At 62.9% G+C, this 18,485-nt stretch carries 21 protein-coding genes and 1 tRNA gene; 5 read left to right on the top strand and 17 right to left on the bottom strand.

Annotated features, from left to right (window positions below; genetic code table 11):
- A partial coding sequence (gene rlmKL / locus DN824_RS06685) for a bifunctional 23S rRNA (guanine(2069)-N(7))-methyltransferase RlmK/23S rRNA (guanine(2445)-N(2))-methyltransferase RlmL (RefSeq protein ID WP_138407569.1) occupies nucleotides 1–959 on the top strand: 959 nt, incomplete at its 5' end.
- A gap of 39 nt (nucleotides 960–998) precedes the next feature.
- Here the strand turns inward: rlmKL and dacB are convergent.
- Entirely contained in the window at nucleotides 999–2,456 is a 1,458-nt protein-coding gene (dacB, locus tag DN824_RS06680) for a D-alanyl-D-alanine carboxypeptidase/D-alanyl-D-alanine endopeptidase (RefSeq protein ID WP_138407568.1), read from the bottom strand.
- A gap of 295 nt (nucleotides 2,457–2,751) precedes the next feature.
- Here dacB and DN824_RS06675 point away from each other — a divergent pair, with 295 nt between their 5' ends.
- Nucleotides 2,752–3,099: a YggL 50S ribosome-binding family protein gene (locus DN824_RS06675; protein ID WP_138407567.1), complete on the top strand. Its 348-nt coding sequence runs from the start codon at nucleotides 2,752–2,754 to the stop codon at nucleotides 3,097–3,099.
- Here DN824_RS06675 and DN824_RS06670 read toward each other — a convergent pair.
- The 6 genes from DN824_RS06670 to DN824_RS06645 form a co-directional block, all read right to left on the bottom strand.
- On the bottom strand, nucleotides 3,080–4,183 hold the full coding sequence (locus tag DN824_RS06670) for an FUSC family protein (protein WP_138407566.1): 1,104 nt from the start codon (nucleotides 4,181–4,183) through the stop codon (nucleotides 3,080–3,082). The two genes, DN824_RS06675 and DN824_RS06670, sit on opposite strands and share 20 nt — an antisense overlap.
- A gap of 4 nt (nucleotides 4,184–4,187) precedes the next feature.
- Entirely contained in the window at nucleotides 4,188–5,519 is a 1,332-nt protein-coding gene (locus DN824_RS06665; RefSeq protein ID WP_138407565.1) for a deoxyguanosinetriphosphate triphosphohydrolase, read from the bottom strand.
- A gap of 224 nt (nucleotides 5,520–5,743) precedes the next feature.
- A complete protein-coding gene (locus DN824_RS06660) occupies nucleotides 5,744–6,061 on the bottom strand; it encodes a hypothetical protein (RefSeq protein WP_138407564.1) in 318 nt (105 codons plus the stop codon).
- On the bottom strand, nucleotides 6,058–6,438 hold the full coding sequence (locus DN824_RS06655) for a phage holin family protein (protein WP_138407563.1): 381 nt from the start codon (nucleotides 6,436–6,438) through the stop codon (nucleotides 6,058–6,060). The genes DN824_RS06660 and DN824_RS06655 overlap by 4 nt, the downstream gene beginning before the upstream one ends.
- Before the next feature lie 17 nt (nucleotides 6,439–6,455).
- Entirely contained in the window at nucleotides 6,456–6,863 is a 408-nt protein-coding gene (locus DN824_RS06650) for an ElaB/YgaM/YqjD family protein (RefSeq protein ID WP_138407562.1), read from the bottom strand.
- Nucleotides 6,864–7,044: 181 nt separating this feature from the next.
- Nucleotides 7,045–8,364, bottom strand: coding sequence for an OprD family porin (locus DN824_RS06645; RefSeq protein ID WP_138407561.1), 1,320 nt, complete (start codon nucleotides 8,362–8,364; stop codon nucleotides 7,045–7,047).
- Between the two features lie 466 nt (nucleotides 8,365–8,830).
- Here DN824_RS06645 and DN824_RS06640 point away from each other — a divergent pair, with 466 nt between their 5' ends.
- Complete coding sequence (locus DN824_RS06640) at nucleotides 8,831–9,067, top strand: glutaredoxin family protein (protein WP_138407560.1); 237 nt, start codon at nucleotides 8,831–8,833, stop codon at nucleotides 9,065–9,067.
- Nucleotides 9,068–9,080: 13 nt separating this feature from the next.
- Here DN824_RS06640 and DN824_RS06635 read toward each other — a convergent pair whose 3' ends face one another.
- The 4 genes from DN824_RS06635 to mobA all read right to left on the bottom strand — a co-directional run bounded on the left by DN824_RS06635 (nucleotide 9,081) and on the right by mobA (nucleotide 10,458).
- Nucleotides 9,081–9,272, bottom strand: coding sequence for a hypothetical protein (locus DN824_RS06635; protein ID WP_138407559.1), 192 nt, complete (start codon nucleotides 9,270–9,272; stop codon nucleotides 9,081–9,083).
- Nucleotides 9,273–9,418: 146 nt separating this feature from the next.
- Nucleotides 9,419–9,495, bottom strand: a tRNA-Pro gene (locus DN824_RS06630).
- A 95-nt stretch (nucleotides 9,496–9,590) separates the two neighbouring features.
- On the bottom strand, nucleotides 9,591–9,809 hold the full coding sequence (locus DN824_RS06625) for a YgdI/YgdR family lipoprotein (RefSeq protein ID WP_138407558.1): 219 nt from the start codon (nucleotides 9,807–9,809) through the stop codon (nucleotides 9,591–9,593).
- A 52-nt stretch (nucleotides 9,810–9,861) separates the two neighbouring features.
- Nucleotides 9,862–10,458, bottom strand: a complete 597-nt coding sequence (gene mobA, locus DN824_RS06620; RefSeq protein ID WP_138407557.1) for a molybdenum cofactor guanylyltransferase MobA — start codon at nucleotides 10,456–10,458, stop codon at nucleotides 9,862–9,864.
- A gap of 66 nt (nucleotides 10,459–10,524) precedes the next feature.
- Here mobA and moaB point away from each other — a divergent pair, with 66 nt between their 5' ends.
- Nucleotides 10,525–11,064, top strand: coding sequence for a molybdenum cofactor biosynthesis protein B (gene moaB / locus DN824_RS06615; RefSeq protein WP_138407556.1), 540 nt, complete (start codon nucleotides 10,525–10,527; stop codon nucleotides 11,062–11,064).
- Complete coding sequence (locus tag DN824_RS06610; RefSeq protein WP_138407555.1) at nucleotides 11,061–12,269, top strand: molybdopterin molybdotransferase MoeA; 1,209 nt, start codon at nucleotides 11,061–11,063, stop codon at nucleotides 12,267–12,269. Before moaB ends, DN824_RS06610 begins: the two co-directional genes overlap by 4 nt.
- Here the strand turns inward: DN824_RS06610 and DN824_RS06605 are convergent.
- From DN824_RS06605 to DN824_RS06580, 6 genes are all read right to left on the bottom strand, one after another.
- Complete coding sequence (locus DN824_RS06605; protein ID WP_158295369.1) at nucleotides 12,250–12,612, bottom strand: VanZ family protein; 363 nt, start codon at nucleotides 12,610–12,612, stop codon at nucleotides 12,250–12,252. The two genes, DN824_RS06610 and DN824_RS06605, sit on opposite strands and share 20 nt — an antisense overlap.
- A 125-nt stretch (nucleotides 12,613–12,737) precedes the next feature.
- Complete coding sequence (locus DN824_RS06600) at nucleotides 12,738–13,841, bottom strand: polysaccharide biosynthesis/export family protein (RefSeq protein WP_138407553.1); 1,104 nt, start codon at nucleotides 13,839–13,841, stop codon at nucleotides 12,738–12,740.
- A gap of 462 nt (nucleotides 13,842–14,303) precedes the next feature.
- Entirely contained in the window at nucleotides 14,304–15,071 is a 768-nt protein-coding gene (locus tag DN824_RS06595) for a WecB/TagA/CpsF family glycosyltransferase (RefSeq protein WP_138407552.1), read from the bottom strand.
- Nucleotides 15,061–15,942: a glycosyltransferase family 2 protein gene (locus DN824_RS06590; RefSeq protein WP_138407551.1), complete on the bottom strand. Its 882-nt coding sequence runs from the start codon at nucleotides 15,940–15,942 to the stop codon at nucleotides 15,061–15,063. The genes DN824_RS06595 and DN824_RS06590 overlap by 11 nt, the downstream gene beginning before the upstream one ends.
- Complete coding sequence (locus DN824_RS06585) at nucleotides 15,902–17,155, bottom strand: hypothetical protein (protein ID WP_138407550.1); 1,254 nt, start codon at nucleotides 17,153–17,155, stop codon at nucleotides 15,902–15,904. Before DN824_RS06585 ends, DN824_RS06590 begins: the two co-directional genes overlap by 41 nt.
- Before the next feature lie 42 nt (nucleotides 17,156–17,197).
- Entirely contained in the window at nucleotides 17,198–18,448 is a 1,251-nt protein-coding gene (locus DN824_RS06580) for a Coenzyme F420 hydrogenase/dehydrogenase, beta subunit C-terminal domain (protein ID WP_138407549.1), read from the bottom strand.
- Nucleotides 18,449–18,485: the final 37 nt, after the last annotated feature.

Genomic DNA, 18,485 nt, shown 5'->3' with positions numbered 1-18,485 from the left:
CGACCGAGCCGGCGCGATTGACCGAGGGTGGGCAGATGTTCGCCAACCGCCTGCAGAAGAACCTCAGGCAGCTCGGCAAATGGGCGCGCCGGGAGGGGATCGAGTGCTACCGCGTCTACGATGCGGACATGCCCGAGTACGCGCTGGCCATCGACCTCTATGGGGATTGGGTCCACGTTCAGGAATACGCACCGCCTCGCTCCATCGATCCGGAGAAGGCCCAGGCACGGCTGCTCGATGCGCTTGGCGCCATCCCTCACGCCCTGGGCATTTCCCAGGACCGGGTGGTGGTCAAGCGCCGCGAGCGGCAGAGCGGCACGCGCCAGTACGAGCGCCAGGCCAGCCAGGGGCAGTTTCTCGAGGTGGCGGAGGGCGGTGTCCGGTTGCTGGTCAACCTCACCGATTATCTCGATACCGGGCTGTTCCTCGATCACCGGCCGCTGCGCCTGCGGATACAGCGCGAGGCGGCCGGCAAACGCTTTCTCAACCTGTTCTGCTACACCGCTACCGCGACGGTCCATGCGGCCAAGGGCGGCGCGCGCAGCACCACCAGCGTCGACCTGTCGAAAACCTACCTGGACTGGGCGCGCCGCAACCTGTCGTTGAACGGGTTCTCCGACCGCCATCGGCTCGAACAGGGCGACGTGATGGCCTGGCTGGCCGACGACCGTGGCGAGTACGATCTCATTTTCATCGACCCGCCGACTTTCTCGAACTCCAAGCGCATGGAAGGCGTGTTCGACGTGCAGCGTGACCATGTGGCGCTGCTCGACCTGGCGATGGCGCGCCTGGCCCCGGGAGGCGTGCTGTATTTTTCCAACAACTTCCGCAAGTTCGTGCTCGACGCGGGATTGGAGGCGCGCTACGCGGTGGAGGAGATCTCCGCGTCGACGCTCGATGAGGACTTCAAGCGAAACACCAAGATCCACCGCGCCTGGCGCATGCAGGCGCGACGGTGATCGGCCGCCGGGCCCGGGCTCTGGCGCCCGGGCCTGGTGTCAGCGCTGCGCGGTGCTCTGGCTGCGCGGCTGGTTGTACAGGCTGACCAGCACCTGATCGAGGATCGCCGAGGCGCCCCAGGGGCGGTCGTGATTGAGTATCGCGACGACGGCCCAGGTATTGCCCTCGTCGTCCCGGCTATAGCCCGCGATGGCGCGAACGGTGTTCAGGGTGCCGGTCTTGATGTGCGCCTTGCCGGCCACCTCGGTGTTGCGCAGGCGCTTGCGCATGGTTCCGTCCAGCGCCGCCAGAGGCATCGACGAGATGAACTCCGCCGCGTAGGGGCTGCGCCAGGCGGCCTGCAGCAAGGTGGCCAGCTCGCGGGCGGTGATCCGCTCGGCGCGCGAAAGGCCCGATCCGTTCTCCATCACCAGCTGGGGGGCGGTGATGCCCTTTTTAGCCAGCCACTGGCGGATCACCCGCTGCGCAGCCATGGCGTCGTCGACGTCGGCTTCGTTGCGAAACTGAGCCCCGAGGCTCAGGAACAACTGACGCGCCATGGTGTTGTTGCTGTACTTGTTGACGTCGCGAATGACTTCGACCAGGTCCGGAGAAAAGGCCCGTGCCAGCAGGCGCGCGCCCTTGGGTACGTTGGCGACGCGATCCGCTCCGGCGATGGAGCCGCCCAGTTCCTTCCAGATCGCCCTGACCGCGCCGGCGGCATAGTGGGCGTGGTCGAGCAGGGCGAGGTAGGTCTGCGAGCTGCAGCCTTCGGTCAGGTTGCCCGTCACGATCACGGTGACCCCGCTCAGCTCCTTGACCGGGTTGTAGCGGACATCGGGCGCAGGGCATCTTCCGCCCTTGAGCACCTTGACGCGATTGTCGATGCGCACGCTTTCGATGGGCGGCTCGACGGCGATGTTGACCTTCCCGGCATCGGCGCGGGCAATGAAGCGCAGCGCCTTGAGGTTGACCAGCAGGGAGTCGGGCTCGACGAGGAAGGGCTTGTTCTGGTCGCCGCCGTCGTCATCGAAGGCCGGCAGGTCCGGATGGACGAAGTGGCTGCGATCGAGCACCAGGTCGCCAGTTACCTTCTGCACGCCGTTGGCGCGCAGGTCGCGCAGCAGCAGCCAGAGCTTTTCCATGTTGAGCTTGGGATCGCCGCCGCCCTTGAGGTACAGGTTGCCGTTGAGCACACCGTTCTCGAGCGGGCCATCGGCATAGAACTCGGTCTTCCACTGGTGGTTGGGGCCGAGCAGTTCGAGGGCCGCATAGGTGGTGACCAGCTTCATCGTCGAAGCCGGATTGACCGAGACGTCGGCGTTGACGATGGTCGGCGTGCCGTTGCCGTTCAGTGGCAGCATCACCACCGACAGGGCATCGCTCCCGATCTTGTTGGCCTTGAGGGCCTGTTCGACGCGGGAGGGCAGCGTCTGGTTGACCGAGGCCGCCGTTACCGCGGTGGAAAGCGGCAAGGCGAGCGCAGCAAGGGCAAAGCGGAAAAACAATGCTTTCATGAAGGATGCGCCCATTGGTTAGAGGCGCAATGGGTAAACCGTGCGTTGGCATGGCACGGCGGCTTCCCACTGCTTTAGGGAAAATTGAGGCGATTATGCCCGAGCCATCAAGGCACGGTGCCTCTATCCGACAAGCGTAGCGGGTTTATTGCGTCTTTCCCGAACCGGAAGGCGCGGGGAGCGCCATACTCGTCGGGGCGGCCGATTTTATTGGCGCTGCAGCCGCGGTTTTTACATGAGCGGGCCGGCAGCTGATAGAGTGCGCGCCCCGGTTATCGATCAAAAAGGAACGACCATGGCTACCAATCGCTCGCGCCGTCTGCGCAAGAAACTCTGCGTGGACGAGTTTCAGGAGTTGGGCTTCGAAGTGACGATGAATTACCGCGAGGGCCTCGATTCGGCCACGGTGGACGGGTTTCTCGAATCCTTCCTGACCGAGGCGATCGAGGCCAACGGCCTGGGTTACGTCGGCGGGGAAGATTACGGCTTCGTGTGCCTGGGCCGCCGTGGCTCCGTCACCGAGGAGCAGCGAGGCGCCGTGGAGTCCTGGCTCAAGGGCCGTGATGAGCTCACCGAAGCGACCGTCAGCCCGCTGATGGATGTCTGGTACCCGCAGACGCCGATCAGGACTCAGGACCAGTAACGTCCTTGCGCTGATCGCCGGCCGCCACACCCATCCGTTCGCGGGTCCGGGTCTGGCGCCGGGCGATCAGATGCCGGATCAGATGAATCAGTGCGGTCACGGTCAGCGCAATGCCGACGCCGATGAGCGCATTGATCAGCCGCACCTGGGGCAGGTTCCAGTCCTGTGCCAGGCTTTCGGCCAGCAGCACGAAGCAGACCGTGGTCTGCATGACGAACAGCCCGTAGTGATGGGCTTGGAACGCCCGGCTGAGCATCACCAGCGGCAGCATCACCATCACCATCAACGGCGGGTCGGCCAGGCTGTGCCCCATGTAGATGAGCAGGACGGCCGCCAGCAGGATCGCGAGGCTCGCCTGAAATGCCCTGATCAGGCTGTGCTGGAACGTCGGCTGCAGCGTGGTGAAGATCGCCAGGGTCAGCCAGTAGCCGCGTGGCAGTTCGGCGAGCGTCACGGTCAGGCCACCCAACGCACAGCACAGAACGTAGCTCAGGGCGACGATCCGCCATTGACGGATTGGCGTACGCCGGGCGTGGCGTTGCAGCACCTTCAGCAGGCTTTTGATCCTCGGCATGTAGGGCCACATGCGCAGGCCGTGCATGCCGCGCATTCCGAACGCCAGCAGGGTCACCCAGAGTCCGCCGAGGGCGAACAGCACGGCGATCGCCTGGGGATTGTTGAAGCTGCCGATACCGTATTGACCCTGGCCCAGGCAGAGGCAGATCGCGAGGCCGATGCCCAGCTTGCCGGCCTCGGTGCCATAGCGCTGCAGCCACGCCAGCAGCAGGCCGTAGAAGGCGAACAGGCCGAGGCTCACCAGGGGGTGGGTGGCCGACCAGAAGCCCAAGGCGGTGCTCAGCGCACCCAGGGCGATGAGCAACAACATGCGCAGCATGCCGAAGCGGTGCAGCGGGTTGGCCTTGGCGGCCTGGAAGGCGCCCACCGTGGCCCACAGAAAGCCCGGATGGCCGCTGAACAGGCCGAGCAGCAAGGGCAGGGCGCAGCCAAAGCCGGCCATCGCCGCAGCGCCCCAGGCAGGGCGGCCGGCATGCCAGCGAAAGCTTTGCTGCAGCAGATGCTTCACGTCGTCATACCGGACTGGAGCGGCCGGTCATTTCTGCGGCCATTTCGGTGGCGTAACTGTCGGTCATGCCGGCGATGAAGTCGATCATTCTCAGAAACGACAGGTACAGCGGCCAGGAAGGGTCAGGTGCGCTGTTGCCCAGCAGATCCAGGATGCGGCGGTTCTTGAACGACAGGCTCTGCCCGCTATGTTGCTGCAGGGCTGCGCCGCAGAACGCGTTGAGCAGGATTTCCAGGGTGGTGTAGGCGCCTATCTCGTGCAGCGTCTTGCGCTTGTCGTGGAAGATCTTCTCCCGCGCCATCGCCTTGGCCTGCAGCACGCAGCGCTTCGCCGAGCCGTGCATGTGCTCCACCAGGTCCCCCGACAGCCCGCCGGCGAGCAGTGCCTGCTGCTGTTCGACGAAGGCGCGCGCGGCGGCATTGGTCAGATGCTCGATCGCCTTGCCCCGCAGGATCGCCAGCTTGCGTCGTCGGGAATCGCGCGGGCCCAGTTGCCGGTAGGTTTCCGGCAGGTCGTCTCCAACCAGGTCGAGCAGCAGCGACTCCACTTCGGCGTAGTCGAGCAGCTCCATTTCCAGGCCGTCTTCGAGGTCGATCAGCCCGTAACAGATGTCGTCGGCGGCTTCCATCAGGTACACCAGCGGGTGCCTGGCCCAGCGTTGACCGTCGAGCTGCGGCAAGCCCAGCTTTCCGGCGATCTGCTCCAGCAGCGGCAGCTCGTTCTGGTAGCAGCCGAACTTGTGCTTCTTGTAACCCAGGGCCTCGGCGTGGGAAGAGGTCCAGGGGTACTTGAGGTAGGTGCCCAGTGTCGCGTAGGTGAGTCGCGTGCCGCCGTCGAACTGGTGGTATTCGAGCTGGGTCAACACGCGAAAGCCCTGGGCATTGCCTTCGAAGTTCAGGAAGTCCGCGCGCTGGGCTTCGGTCATGTCGTCGAGCCAGCCCCGTCCGGCAGCCTGCTGGAACCAGTAGCGAATGGCGTCTTCGCCGGAGTGGCCGAACGGCGGGTTACCGATGTCATGGGCCAGGCAGGCCGATTGCACGATCATGCCCAGGTCGGCGGGGCTGCACCATTCGGGCAGTGCGTCGCGCAGTACCTCCCCGACGCGCATGCCGAGCGACCGGCCTACGCAACTGACTTCAAGGGAATGGGTCAGGCGGGTGTGGATATGATCGTTGCTGGAAACGGGGTGGACCTGGGTCTTGCGGCCGAGGCGGCGAAAAGCGCCGGAGAAGATGATGCGGTCATGGTCCTTGTGAAAGGGGCTGCGGCCCAGCTCTTCATCGCTGTGAACGGGTTTTCCGAGCCGCTCACGGGTGAGCAAGGTATGCCAATCCAAGGGCGCTGTTCTCCAGTTGGATCAAAACCGCATCGCTGCGGCGGGCAGGCGCGCCGATGCTTCGAGCCAGGCCTGCGAACGTGAAGCGGGATGTGGATCTGTTGGTTTGTCGCTATCAGGGCGATCGGAAGTCTCGTTGTTAATCGCGACCCGGTCAATGACTTCCTAAGACCCATCCGAGGCCGTTTCCGCCGGGGCGATCCCGGCTCGGATGAGCGGGCGGCCTAGTGCTTGCGCGCCAGCATTTTTCCGCCTTTGACCAAGGGGTAGATGGCGAGCGCGAGCTTGGCCAGACGCCCGAAACGCCCCAGCCGCCGGCCGAACAAGGACAGCCCGATGGTCGTCGCGATCATCAGTGGGGTCTTGCCGGAACCGGAGCCGGAGGACGCGCTGCGTCGACTGGCCATGTTGCGTACCATCTGGAGCGGGTGGGACAGGGGTTGGGCGTTGTACAGCAATTGCTGACGATGCATTTCCATGCGCAGGCGGACGAGGTCCTTGCGCATGCCGATGTCCTTGGATGTGGTCAAGGGAAGGCTCATGGCAATAGTCTCTCCCGGTTGCGGGCCAGCTCCTCCAGCGTCGCCTGGAAGGGGGCGGCGCACTCCTTGGCGAGTTTCAGCGCTCTGCTGATGCAGATGGCCAGGGCGACGGCGTAGACGGCGCACAACACCAGAATCGCTGCGATGCGGTGTGTTTCCCAGAAGGCGATGACGATGGCGGCCGACAGGCCGACCAGGATCAGCAATCCCAGAATCAGCGAAACACCTGCCAGGAGGAAGAGGCGAAAAGTGCGCGCCTTCTCCTCCTGGAACTCGATGCCCAGCAATTCCAGATGGCCCTGCATCAACCCAACGAGCGCGCCTCCCAGCTTTTTCAGGGACGGCTTGGGCGCCTCATCGTTGTGCGTGGAGTCCATGGGGGTATCCCTCTGCATCAGTTGCGCGACGACAGCAGGCCCAGCAGGAAGCCGACGCCGGCGGCGACGCCGACCGACTGCCAGGGGTGGGTCTGGACATAGTCCTGGGTGCACTCAATCGCCGCCTGGCCCTGGCCACGCATCGAGCCTTCGCGGTCCTTGAGCATTTCCCGCGCTCTGGCGAGGTTTTCGTTGAGCTTGGTGCGCAGCTCTTCGGCCTGGGTGCCGGCAGTGTTCTGGGTGTACTTGAGCAGTCGCTCGGTGTCACCGATGAGCGTGTGGAATTCTTCGATCAGTGCGCTCTGGGCGTTCTGCAGGTTGCGCTTGTGGGCGGACTTGTCGAACAGAGGCATCTGTTGATCGTCCGTGGTGCTGGAAGAGGGCTGGGAAGTACCGGGGAGACCATTTGTGGATTCGAGAGTCATCTGCCGCTCCTTTCATCGAGGTATTCAACAGGACGTGACGCCCTGTACCTCGAAATTCGAGCCCGCCAGCCCCTCAAGGTTCCGCTGTATCCCCTCTATCCGCTTCGCTGCGATGCGAACGCAATAAAAAACCCGCCCTGGCAAGCCAGGGCGGGTTCTTGGTGCTGCCTGCAGTCGTAGATTACATCAGCGGCAGGGTGTAGCTGACGATCAGGCGGTTCTGATCGACGTCGCGTACGCCTGGGAGGTTGGTACGCATGGTCGCGTTCCTCCAGCGAATGCCCAGGTTCTTCAGAGCACCGTTCTGGAACACATAGGCGATGTCGGTGTTACGTTCCCACTCTTTGCCTTCTGCAACGCCAGCGCCAAGCTCGATGTTGTCACCGGTCAGGTAGCGGGTCATGAAGGTCAGGCCTGGGATGCCGACCGACGCGAAGTTGAAGTCATAACGGGCCTGCCAGGATTTCTCCTCGCGGTTGCCGAAGTGGCCAACCTGAACGTAGTTCACCAGGAATGGGTCGGTACCGCCAACATAGGCGAAGCCGGTGTCACCGTTCATCTGCTGGTAGCCCAGGCCGAAGCTGTGGCCACTCAGGGCGTAGGTGACCATGGCGCCGAACGCCTTGTTGTCGATGTTGGTGCTGCCATCGTCCTTGGAGCGGGCGTAGCGCAGGTCGGTCTTCAGCGACTGCTTGTCAGCCAGCGGCAGGACATGAACCACGTTGAAAGAGTGCTGCTTGTACATCTCTTCCAGGTTGCTGTAGTAGTACGCGGCGGTCAGGTTGTCCATGACCTTGTAGGTGCCGCCAACGAACTGGAATTCGTCGGTCAGGTTCTGACGGCCGCTGTTCATGCGGATGCCTGAGGCGTTGGTGCCGCTAACGTTGCTCAGGATGATGTCCTGATTGTTGGTCGAGTCGCGGTTGTTGACACGGTTCAGGTAACCAGCATCCAGCGTCAGACCGGCGATTTCCATCGAGTTCAGCTGACCGCCCTGGAAGGTCTGGGGCAGCAGGCGGCTGTCGCTGGAGGCGATGGCCATGTTCTTAAGCTGCAGGTCGCCGACTTTCAGAGTGCTCTTGGAGATACGCGCTTTGGCCGCATAGGTGATGTGTGAGTAATCATCCTGCGAGCCCGCTTTGCGTTGAGCGGCATTGACGCTGGAGAGATCGGCAGGGAGCAGGCCGGTGCCGCCACTGCCGCCACCGCCGTCGAGCTTCACGCCCAACAGGCCCATCGCATCGAGACCGAAACCAACGGTGCCTTCGGTGAAGCCGGATTCGAAGCGCAGCAGGAAGCCCTGAGCCCACTCTTCCTGCTTGCTCTGACCGCGCGATGTGGCGCTAGCCGGATCACGGAAATCGTTGTTGTAGTAGAAGTTACGCAGCTCCAAACCGGCCTTGCTGTCCTTGATGAACTCGGCGTGAGCCATGGTCGGGATGGTCAAGCTTGCTCCCAGAGTGGCGAGAGCCACGGCCCGGGCGATGGGGGTCTTGAGCATTTCTTATGTCTCCTGTTGGATGATGCTCTGGTGTCGCGCTATTGCGGCGCCACGGATGAGTCCTGCTTCCACTGCGTTGGCTCTTGGACGTGAGTCTTCAAGACTTCCCCCACCGACGCACTGGATGCATCGAGCATCCCTGGGCTGCATTGTTATTTCCCGCAACGTCGCTTATGCAATCCTCCGACCATAACGGAGGATTCCAGACAACCCATTTGGTTGCCTTCGGCGCCGCATCCTATCGCTTTGTTTGGCGAACGTCGAACCCTAATGTGAAGAATTCCACCGGCTGCGTTGAAAATTACAATATTGTGAAGAGCTTGGCGAAATGACGCTTTTGTCATCAAGTTGCAATGTTCTTGTTTGGCGCACTGGCCGGTAACGCCGCCCTGATTAAAGGCGTGCGTGGAGCTTCGCGGACCGGCTGCTAGACTGTTGCATTACATATAGGAGAGTTACAGCCAACATGTTGCCCGAATGCCAACTTTTCGGAACGCTGGGATGCCATTTGTGCGAACAGGCCGAAGCAATTCTCTTGCCTCTGGTCGAGCATGGGCTGATGGTCGAGCTTCTGGATATCGCCGAGCAGGAGCGGTGGATGGACGATTACGCGCTGCGTATCCCCGTGCTCAGGCGAGTCGATAGCGGGGCGGAACTGGACTGGCCGTTCGAAGCCGAGCAAGTAGTGAGCTTTTTAAGCTGAATATTACTATGGTCTAACGCAACCACTCGATGATCGTCAAACCCGCGAAGCCGAGGGCGCCTAGGGTGCTCAGCATACTTAACGAGATCAACGCGAAGGCGGCGGGTAATGTTCTGGCTCTTCCCGACTGGCGAAACAGAACCACGGCCATAAGAAACAGCGGGGCGGCCAGTGTTGCGGCGAGTGTGGCGGACAACCAATCCATGTGCCTGCTCCGACGTATCGTTCGAATGTGCATTAGCAGAAAGGGAAAAGCAGGAGTCCCGGAATTTATCTGCTGTAGAAACAATAAAACCGGCCAAGGCCGGTTTTATTGTTTCCAGAACATCAGCAGACATTCTGGTCGGGATATGGTCGGAGCGACTGGATTCGAACCAGCGACCTTCTCGTCCCGAACGAGACGCGCTACCAAGCTGCGCTACGCTCCGAAGCTGGCGCGCATTTTACATAAAAACCATTGCTCCACAAGACCTTAGAGCGAGGTTTTTAACGCCCCCGTTCGGGGTATGCACGCCGCCCGGGTTCAGAGCTCCTGAACGGTGCGGACCTGGTCCTTGTTGACCTTGCCGGGTTTGCCGTCGATCTGTTCGTACTCGTAGAAGCCGGAATCCTCGTCGTACTTGGGACGATCGAGCGTCTGGATCTCTCGGCCATCGTTGAGCGTGATCACGCTGGGCGACGAGCAACCCGCCAGAAGGATGCCAAAGGCAACCATGACTGCTGCAGCTAGGCGATGCCGCATTGCACTTCTCCTCGAATGTTGTGGTGACAACGGTGTGACGGAGGCTCCCGCGCTAAGTTCCCGCAGGGTCCGGCTGGTCCAGCAGGTCGGGGGAGTTGAAGTTGGCCACCCGCCGATCATCCGCATCGAGGTCGACCGCCTGTACGCCGAGGGGAAAGAGCACCTGCTTGGGGCTTCGTTCGCCGGCAAGCCAGGCCTGCTCGATCTGTGGCGCGAAGCGGGTCGGGATCATGCAGAACAGCGGCTCCCATTGCCCATCCCGGCGCAGCATGGCGGCGCGGTCCGCCTCCCCGGCGGCGCGATGCAACCGGGACAGCAGGGCGTCATCGATCAGTGGCGCATCGCAGGGGATGACCAGAAGCCAGGGATGTCTCGCGGCCGCCAGACCTGCGCGTATGCCGGCCAGTGGTCCGGGAAAGTCCGGTCGATCGTCGCCGACCAGCCGGTCGGCGAAGGCGGCGTAGCGTTCCTGGTTGCGGTTGCAGGAGATGATCAGGTCATCGCTCAGCGGGCGGGCGACGTCGCGGACCCACTGGATCAGCGGCTTGTCGCGCCAGGTCACGAGCCCCTTGTCCCGACCGCCCATGCGCTGGCCGCGGCCCCCGGCCAGGACGAGTATCGAGCAGGGTGGCGACAGGTGTTCGGGCATCGGACGGCTCCGCAAAAGGCTGTGATATAACACCGGCTTCGCATGCCAACAACCGGATGAAGCTCCATGAGTCACAAGGCTGAACAACCTTTCGCGCCTTTGAATATCGCCGTTCTGACGGTAAGCGACACGCGTACCTTCGAGACCGACACCTCGGGTCAGTTGCTGGTCGACAAGCTGACCGGCGCCGGGCATCGGTTGGCCGAGCGGGTGCTGCTCAAGGATGATCTGTACCGGATTCGCGCGCAGGTCGCCCGCTGGATCGCCGAGGATGTGGTTCAGGTGGTGCTGATCACCGGTGGAACCGGTTTCACCGGGCGTGACAGCACCCCCGAGGCGGTTGCCTGCCTGCTCGACAAGCAGGTCGATGGTTTTGGCGAGTTGTTCCGGCAGATTTCCTTCGGCGATATCGGCACCTCGACGGTGCAGTCGCGAGCGCTGGCGGGTCTGGCCAATGCGACCCTGGTCTGCTGCCTGCCGGGCTCGACCAACGCCTGCCGTACGGCGTGGGACGGTATCCTCGAGCAACAGCTCGATGCGCGCCACCGGCCCTGCAACTTCGTGCCGCACCTGAAGCAGGCGGCGCCCTGCGAAACGCGCTCATGAGCGGCGCCTCTTCGCTTCTGCCCGTAGAGCGAGCCCTGGCGCTGCTGCTGGAGCAGGCGGATGCAGCACCGATTCGCGAGGTCGAGATCGTTCCCCTGGCGCAGGCCAACGGTCGGGTTCTCGCCGAGCCGCTGGTCTGCGATCTGGATCTGCCGCCCTGGCCGAACAGCGCCATGGACGGCTATGCCCTGCGACAGGGTGACCTGGCCGGCGAGCCGTTGCCGGTCAGCCAGAAAATCTTCGCCGGCATGCAGCCGGCTCCGCTGCAGGCGGGCAGCTGCGCGCGGATCTTCACCGGGGCACCCATGCCCGAAGGTGCCGATACGGTCGAAATGCAGGAAAACGTCGAGCTGCTCGATGACGGGCGGGTACGTTTCGCCCAGCCGGTGCGGCCCGGGCAGCACGTGCGTCCGCAGGGCGGCGAGGCGAGACGTGGCGACACGATGCTGGAGGCCGGTACCCGCCTGGGGGCAATCGAGCTGGCGCTGGCCGCATCGGTGGGCGCCAATACCCTCAAGGTGATGCGCAGGCCACGAGTCGCGCTGCTGTCCACGGGTGACGAGCTGGTCGAACCGGGGCGCCCGCTCGCGGCGGGGCAGATCTATAACAGCAACCGAAGCCTGCTCGATCAGTGGCTGCGCGCACTTGGCTGCGATGTGCTCGACCTGGGCGTTCTACCCGATGATCCCCAGCGCATCCGCGAAGCGCTGGGCGCGCTGCAGGGAACCGACCTGGTTCTCTCCACGGGAGGCGTTTCGGTCGGGGAGGCTGACTTTCTCGGGCAAGTATTGCGCGAGGAGGGCGAGCTGACTTTCTGGAAACTCGCCATCAAGCCGGGCAAGCCACTCACCTGCGGACACTATCGCGCGATTCCGCTGATCGGCCTGCCTGGGAATCCGGCCTCGACGCTGGTGACGTTCGGCCTGTTCGCACGTGCCTACTTGTTGCGCCGGCTCGGCGTCGCTGCGGTGGAGCCCCTGACCGTCGAGGTGCCGGCAGCCTTCGACTGGCCGCGGGCGGGCACGCGCCGCGAGTACCTGCGAGCGCGTCTGGAGCAGGGCCGTGCCGTGCTGTACCCGAACCAGAGTTCGTCGGTGCTGCGCAGCGCGTCCTGGGCCGATGGCCTGGTCGAGGTGCGCGAGCATCGCGCGTTCGAGGCGGGGGCGACGGTGTCCTTCATCCCTTTCAGCGAGCTGATGCATTAGGGGAAGCCGCCGGCGCGCGCACCTTGAGCCAGCGGTAGCCTCCTATGAGGAGTGCGCCGCTGGCCGCGCCGGCGAGGTTCGCCAGCATGTCTTTCCACGAGCCGATCCGGGTGGGCAGGAGCGCCTGGGTCAGCTCGATCGACGCGCCGATGCCGAGCACCAGCGCAAGCACCGTCATCAATGCCGCGCGGGGAAACGCGACCTGGGCGCACAGGGTCAGCACGGTGAAACCGAACCAGTGATAGAGCTTGTCGGCATGGTCGATGGGTTCGGGTAGCGGCGTAGTGGCCAGCGCCGCTGCGAGCAGGGTGGACAGCGCCACGACGAACGGCAGGCGTGCCAACGATTTCCTTTTGTCCTTCATCTCTTTTCTCACCGCATGTCGGCTCAAACAAAAAGGCCGCAAATCCTATGGATCTGCGGCCTTCGTGCGACGAGCCGATCAACGGCCCGTGTCAGCTTGCGCTATCAGCGACGGTTGAGGTTGTAGTCAGCCGCGGCGCCTGTGCCGATGATGTTCGCCGACGGCAGCAGCTGGCTGATGAAGCGGTTCCAGCGGGTGATGTTGGCCGGGCCAACGAACACCACGTCCTGGGGCTGCAGCGGGAAGTGCTTGGCCAGGGCGAACGCGGTCGGCGACTTGGCGTTGAGTTGGAACACCTTGGCCGGCTCGGTGGCCATGCTTTCCGCACCACGGATCACGTAGACCGCTTCGCCGTCGGCGGTTTCCTGACGAATGCCGCCGGCGGTACCGATGGCGTCCATCAGGTTCATGCTGGTGGCTTTGAAGGTCAGCGCTTGCGGCTGCTGGATCTCGCCCAGGACGTAGATCTTCTTCTGGTCGTTGTAGGGCAGGTGCAGCGTGTCACCGTCCTTCAGGTAGACCTGGTGCAGCCAGGAATCGCGACGGTTCAGCGAGTCGACGTCGAGCAGGTACTCGCGGCCGTCACGCTTGAGGGTCAGACCGGTGAGGTCGGCATCCTCGGTGGCGACGCCGGCCTGGCCGATCGCCTGAACGATGGTCATCGGGGCGGTGGTCACCGGAATCTCGCCGGCGGTGTTGAACGCGCCGGACAGGATCACGCGCTGGCTGCCGAAGCGCAGGATGCTGACGTCCACCTGCGGGCTGTCGATGTAGGAGGTCAGGCGGCGGGCGATGGTGGAGCGCAGCTCCTCGATGGTCATGCCGGCGGCGTTGACGTTGCCGATGTAGGGGTAGAACAGGGTGCCATCGGGGCGAACCAGACGACCGTTGGCGTCCATCTGCTGCTGGGAGCCGGACGGCGTGGTCAGTTCAGGATGGTCCCAGACGGTGATGTACAGCAGGTCGTTGGCGCCGATGCGGTAGGAGGACGGCTTGTAGTTCAGCAGCTCTTCCTTGGCGGTGGTGCCCATGTCCGAGGTCAGGTCGCCCTTGAGCAGGTCCGGCGTGATGCGGATCAGCTGGACGGTACCGTGCTCGGCTTCGGCGCCTTCCTTGAATTCATCGGGATCCAGGTACTGGCCGGGCGCGAATGCGCAGCCCTGCAGAGTCAGAGCAGAGGCGACGGCGAGAGCGAATATAGATTTCATGGTTTCATCCTTGACGGAGAGGTTGTTGTTCACTGAGTGACGCGGCTTGATTCACATTCGTAAGCGAGGCGGACAGGTCGAACCTGTGCCCGGCTAAGAGGATCGGAGTCATCTCTCCTCACTCCTCAGCAACCAGATCATCTTGGTAGCCAAAGTGCTTTCTCCTTTTGACCTATTGTTATGCCTGCTGCATCAGCATGCGGGGGAAGGAAGCGGCTCGGGGATTGTTCTTGTTTGCCGTTGCCTGGCTTCGATTCATCCCGCCTGATGCATCAGGGGCGGAGCTCCCTGGCGCGATCCACATGTCGCTCGCCGAAGGGCGACGAAGCGAAGGGCGCAGGTTGCGATCATTTCGATATTGAATTGCCATCGAATTGATCATTGACAGTAGGGATAGACCCCTGTGCTCTGATCTGGTTCACCGCCTCCAGTGCAATCCCAAGTCAATTCGCAGCTTCATGGTCAGGAATCCTGCTTGGCCGGCTTGACCCTCTGCTGGCGATAGCTGCGCTCGCGCAGGTACGCCGGCCCGATGTAGAGCGCATCGTTCCAGTAGCGCCTGGCCAGGCGGCGCGGCTCGCGCAACATGCGATACAGCCACTCGAGTTTCGCCCGCTGCATCCAGACGGGCGCGCGCCTGATGGTGCCGGTGGCGAACGAGATGGACGCGCCGATGCAGAACGCCATCCCGGTACGTTCGTGGCTGGGGACCATGCTGGCGACGATCTCGCCCTGGGGCGTACCCACGGCGAAGAACACCAGGTCCGACGGGTGCTGCACGACGAAATCGATGCAGCGCTGGACTTCCTCCGGGTTGCGGATGAAGCCCATCGGCGGGTTGTGGTGATAGATGGTGATGCCGGGATACAGCTTGCGCAGCAGCTCGCACTCATGATCCGTGGCGCCGATCTGCACCAGGGTCAGGCGCTCCCGATCGGCCCATTTGAGCAGGTCCACGGTGAGATCGCTGCCGGTGATCACTTCGGGCACCTCGATGCCCAGCGAGCGAAGCATCGGCAGCAGGATCCGGCTGTCGCAGACCCGCAGCCGGGCGTTGTCATAGGCCTGGCGCAGCGCATCGTTGCGCTGCAGCTGAGGCAGGTGATCGACGTTGGGGGTTACGACGTACGAGTATGGCTGCCGGATGCCTTCTTTGATCAGTTCCAGCAGAGAGGCCTTGCTACCCGTATAGAAATGCACCCCGAAGGCATGATTCGCTTCACTTGACACTCATCGTTACTCCCTTGAAAGCGCCCTTTATTCCCGACCAGGCGTGGCCGGGATTCTTGAATTCCTTGATGACCGTGATCGCAGAAAGGAAGAAGGCGGACACCAGTGCGAACAGCGGTCCGTAGAACCGCTTGTTGAAACGGGTGGCGGCGCGGTTGCGGTAGTAGTGATAGAAGGCAGAGCGCCCGCCGGAGCTGAGCGAGCCGTAGTGGAACAGACGGCTCTCGGGAATGACCTGGATGGTGATCCCGGCCTGCTTGCGCGCCTGGAACTGCCAGTCCACCTCTTCGGAATACATGAAGTAGCGTTCGTCCATCAGGCCGATCTCGTCGACCAGATCGGCCTTGAACGCCAGGCTGCAGCCCATCAGGTAGTCCGGTGTCTCCTGGGTGTTGCGCATCGACTCGATGGTCTGGCCCTTGCCCAGCAGCTTGGCCTTGCCCAGCAGCGGATACAGCTTGCCGCCGCCGTAGCATTCGAGGTTTCCGTCGGCCGCATTGAGGATGACCGAGCCGACGAACTGACGTGGGTTGGCCTTCAGGGCTGCGAGCATGGGCGCGAAGGCATCCGAATCGACATAGGTGTCGTTGTTGACGATCCAGAAGTGCTCCACGTCCAGGTTCTTGCGCGCCCAGAGCAGCCCGTAGTTGTTGCCGCCGGCATAGCCGTTGTTCTCCGGGTTGGCGAGCACCGTGACCCTGGGGTCGGCCTTTTCGACGTGCCAGCGGTTGAGCGTCTCGATCGACCCGTCCCGGGAGTCGTTATCGATCACAACCACGTGATCCAGGTCTGCGCAGTGGGCCAGCAGGCTCTCGGCGCAGCTGATCGTCTCAGTAGCTGCCTTGTAGTTGAGGATAAGTGCGACGTTCATGAGCTGATTCCTTGCTGCGAAGGTGACGGGCTTTCAATGACTGGATGACGAACAGCATTGCAATCGACGCCTGGTTGTATTCCAGCAGGCCCGAGAGGGGCCAGATGACGAAGAACGCCAGCATGGTGGGGTAGAGGAAGGTGGTGTCCTTGCAGATGCGCTTGGCGATGCGCTGGTAGAGGAACAGGGTCAGCGGAACGACCAGGAATACCAGGAAGCCGAAGCGGAACAGGGTGCCGATCACGCCGACGTCGGAGAGGAAGAAATGCTCGCCGAAGTAGGGGATGAAGCCGTCCTGCCACATCAGCGAGAGCGAACCGCTGGGCATCCAGTTGACCAGGTCCAGATGAGCCATGATCTGCCGGATGGTGTTGGAGCGAACGTTGTCTTCGACGCCTTCGAGCTGGCTGCTGTAGAACTCGATGTTCAGGCCCAGCACTTCCAGCAGGACGGGGTAGAAGTAGAACGGCGACAGCAGTACGCACAGCGCCGCTGCCCAGATCACCGCCTTGGCACGCAGGCAGAACAGGGTGAAGCACAGGCACATGAAGATCAGCTGGCGGGTCTGGGTCGCGAAGACCAGGGTCAGCAGCAGGATCACGGCGATCAGCAGATAGAAGTTCTTGCTGCGCTGCGCGCCGTTGATCGGCGAGGTGCCGGTCGACCAGATCTGGATGCAGTAGAAGTAAGCCAGACACATCAGGTGTGCGCCGATCGAGGAGCGGTCGGGACGGTCCCAGGCGACCTGCTCGGTACGCTGGTCGGGAATCACGCCGAACTTGAAGCACCACGACAGGAAAACCGCCACCAGGGCGGCATAGAGAAACGCGCGCTCGAACTGCAGCGTGCTCAGCCGCTTGCTCAGCAGCAGCAACGGCAGGAAGCCGAGACAGAACAGCACCCGGCGCTCTTCGATGAAGCCGTAGACCAGGGGCTGGCCGAAGGTCATGTTGGAGAAGATCGCCGGCAGCAGGATGAACACGGCGCAGGTGTAGACCGCGTAATAGGTGAGGATCCTCAGTTCGGGCGAGGCGGTTTCGGCCCTGGCCAGGGTGGCGAAAATCGCCAGCAGGATGCACGTCGCCAGGTACATCTCGGTCAGTGCCCGGACGCCGTACGGGTTGTGCGTTCCTTCACCCAGCACCTGGAAGTGCAGGATGAACACCAGCATGAGGAGGGGAACGAAGAAAAAGCGTGAACTGAAACTGGTCATTCCTGAGTCCTTAGGTGTTGGTCCCTTGTTCGCTACGCTGGCTCATGCCGTTTCCAGCGGGCGCTTCTTGATTTTCTTGCGCCTTACCAGCAGGCCGGTGAAGGCCTTGAAACTCTGGTAAAGCCCGATCTCACGCATCCCCTTGCCCAGCTCGAAGCCTTTGTAGCTGGGCGTCTTGAGCATCAGCAGCCTCATCGCCAGCAGCCGCGGCAGGATGGTCGTGCGGCGGTAGTACTGGAACGGTTGTATCGAAAAGATGCTGTCGGTATCGAACGCTTCCGCTTTGACAACGCCATCGGCCTCCGCGTTTCGGAAAAGTTCGCGGCCTTTTGTCGTGCGCAACAGGATCAGCGAATTGCCTTCCCGCTCGGCGAAGGAGGGATAGCCTTTTTCATCGCCTTCCCAGCCGTCGGCGCAGACGATGTCGGCGAACTCGCCGATGCCGTCGGGGCAGATCTTGCAGCGCGTCTGCAGGTGCCGGTTGAGCACCTTTCCCCAGGAGTCGTTGTAGGTCATGGTGCGCGACTCGCCGTTCTTCAGCGTGGCCTTGGTCAGGCCCGGCCAGCCGTCGCCGCGGTAACGGAAGGCGGTGACCTCGTCGCGCTCGACCTCGAGCTGGTCGAGCACCTGATGGGTGCCGTGCAGGCTCGGCGTGCCCGCGCACATGAAGGACACGATCAGCGGAATGTTTTCCTTGAGCCGCGGGTTGTGCTGCTGCATCTGGCGCACGGCGCCGACGTCGCACGGCTTGCCGATGAACAGGTACTTCTCGGTCGACATCGCCACCCACTTGAGCGCTTCGGCTGGCGAGGCCGGCGCGTAGCGCGAGCCCGACGAGGCGATGACGTTCTGCCGCGAGCGGCTGATCACCGCGACGTTTTCCAGCGGGTCGTCCTGGGAGGCCTGGATCTGGATCACGCCGTCGACCAGCTTCTTGTCCAGGCAGTACTGGGCGAGCGCGGAAATCACGCCTCCGGAAGAGCCCGCCTGACGGATCTCGTCGTCGGCGGCATAGCCCTTGAGGGTCTCCAGGATCTCACCCCAGATGGGATGGTAGTTCTGCGATTTGTAGGGACGGATGTCGAGGTTCAGGGCCGGACAGGACTTGCCGAACGCCTCGGAAGTCGCCGCATCGGCGATTTCCCTGGATTGATAGGTTCGATTGAGGAAGGGGCGACGGTAACCGTCCTGATTGATCCTGATCTTGATGGCGTCATCTTCTGCGGCAGCGCTGCACATCCCGCAGCCGCTGCACAGATCGTTGTTCATGACGCGTTTCAACAAAGCTTTCATACCTGCCTTTTCCTTAAGCGACCAGCCCGGCGACCCC

Origin of the sequence: Stutzerimonas nosocomialis, assembly GCF_005876855.1 — a bacterium.
GTDB classification, from domain to species: Bacteria; Pseudomonadota; Gammaproteobacteria; order Pseudomonadales; family Pseudomonadaceae; genus Stutzerimonas; species Stutzerimonas nosocomialis.
Note: the sequence above shows the minus strand (reverse complement) of the source record. Positions and strands in the feature narration are given on the sequence as shown.

Excerpts from the sequence above, each read along its gene's own strand:
- dacB (WP_138407568.1), bottom strand. The coding sequence starts at position 2,456 with ATGAAAGCATTGTTTTTCCGCTTTGCCCTTGCTGCGCTCGCCTTGCCG.
- DN824_RS06675 (WP_138407567.1), top strand. The coding sequence starts at position 2,752 with ATGGCTACCAATCGCTCGCGCCGTCTGCGCAAGAAACTCTGCGTGGAC.
- DN824_RS06660 (WP_138407564.1), bottom strand. The coding sequence starts at position 6,061 with ATGAGCCTTCCCTTGACCACATCCAAGGACATCGGCATGCGCAAGGAC.
- DN824_RS06655 (WP_138407563.1), bottom strand. The coding sequence starts at position 6,438 with ATGGACTCCACGCACAACGATGAGGCGCCCAAGCCGTCCCTGAAAAAG.
- DN824_RS06650 (WP_138407562.1), bottom strand. The coding sequence starts at position 6,863 with ATGACTCTCGAATCCACAAATGGTCTCCCCGGTACTTCCCAGCCCTCT.
- DN824_RS06645 (WP_138407561.1), bottom strand. The coding sequence starts at position 8,364 with ATGCTCAAGACCCCCATCGCCCGGGCCGTGGCTCTCGCCACTCTGGGA.
- DN824_RS06640 (WP_138407560.1), top strand. The coding sequence starts at position 8,831 with ATGTTGCCCGAATGCCAACTTTTCGGAACGCTGGGATGCCATTTGTGC.
- DN824_RS06635 (WP_138407559.1), bottom strand. The coding sequence starts at position 9,272 with ATGGATTGGTTGTCCGCCACACTCGCCGCAACACTGGCCGCCCCGCTG.
- DN824_RS06625 (WP_138407558.1), bottom strand. The coding sequence starts at position 9,809 with ATGCGGCATCGCCTAGCTGCAGCAGTCATGGTTGCCTTTGGCATCCTT.
- mobA (WP_138407557.1), bottom strand. The coding sequence starts at position 10,458 with ATGCCCGAACACCTGTCGCCACCCTGCTCGATACTCGTCCTGGCCGGG.
- moaB (WP_138407556.1), top strand. The coding sequence starts at position 10,525 with ATGAGTCACAAGGCTGAACAACCTTTCGCGCCTTTGAATATCGCCGTT.
- DN824_RS06610 (WP_138407555.1), top strand. The coding sequence starts at position 11,061 with ATGAGCGGCGCCTCTTCGCTTCTGCCCGTAGAGCGAGCCCTGGCGCTG.
- DN824_RS06600 (WP_138407553.1), bottom strand. The coding sequence starts at position 13,841 with ATGAAATCTATATTCGCTCTCGCCGTCGCCTCTGCTCTGACTCTGCAG.
- DN824_RS06590 (WP_138407551.1), bottom strand. The coding sequence starts at position 15,942 with ATGAACGTCGCACTTATCCTCAACTACAAGGCAGCTACTGAGACGATC.
- DN824_RS06585 (WP_138407550.1), bottom strand. The coding sequence starts at position 17,155 with ATGACCAGTTTCAGTTCACGCTTTTTCTTCGTTCCCCTCCTCATGCTG.
- DN824_RS06580 (WP_138407549.1), bottom strand. The coding sequence starts at position 18,448 with ATGAAAGCTTTGTTGAAACGCGTCATGAACAACGATCTGTGCAGCGGC.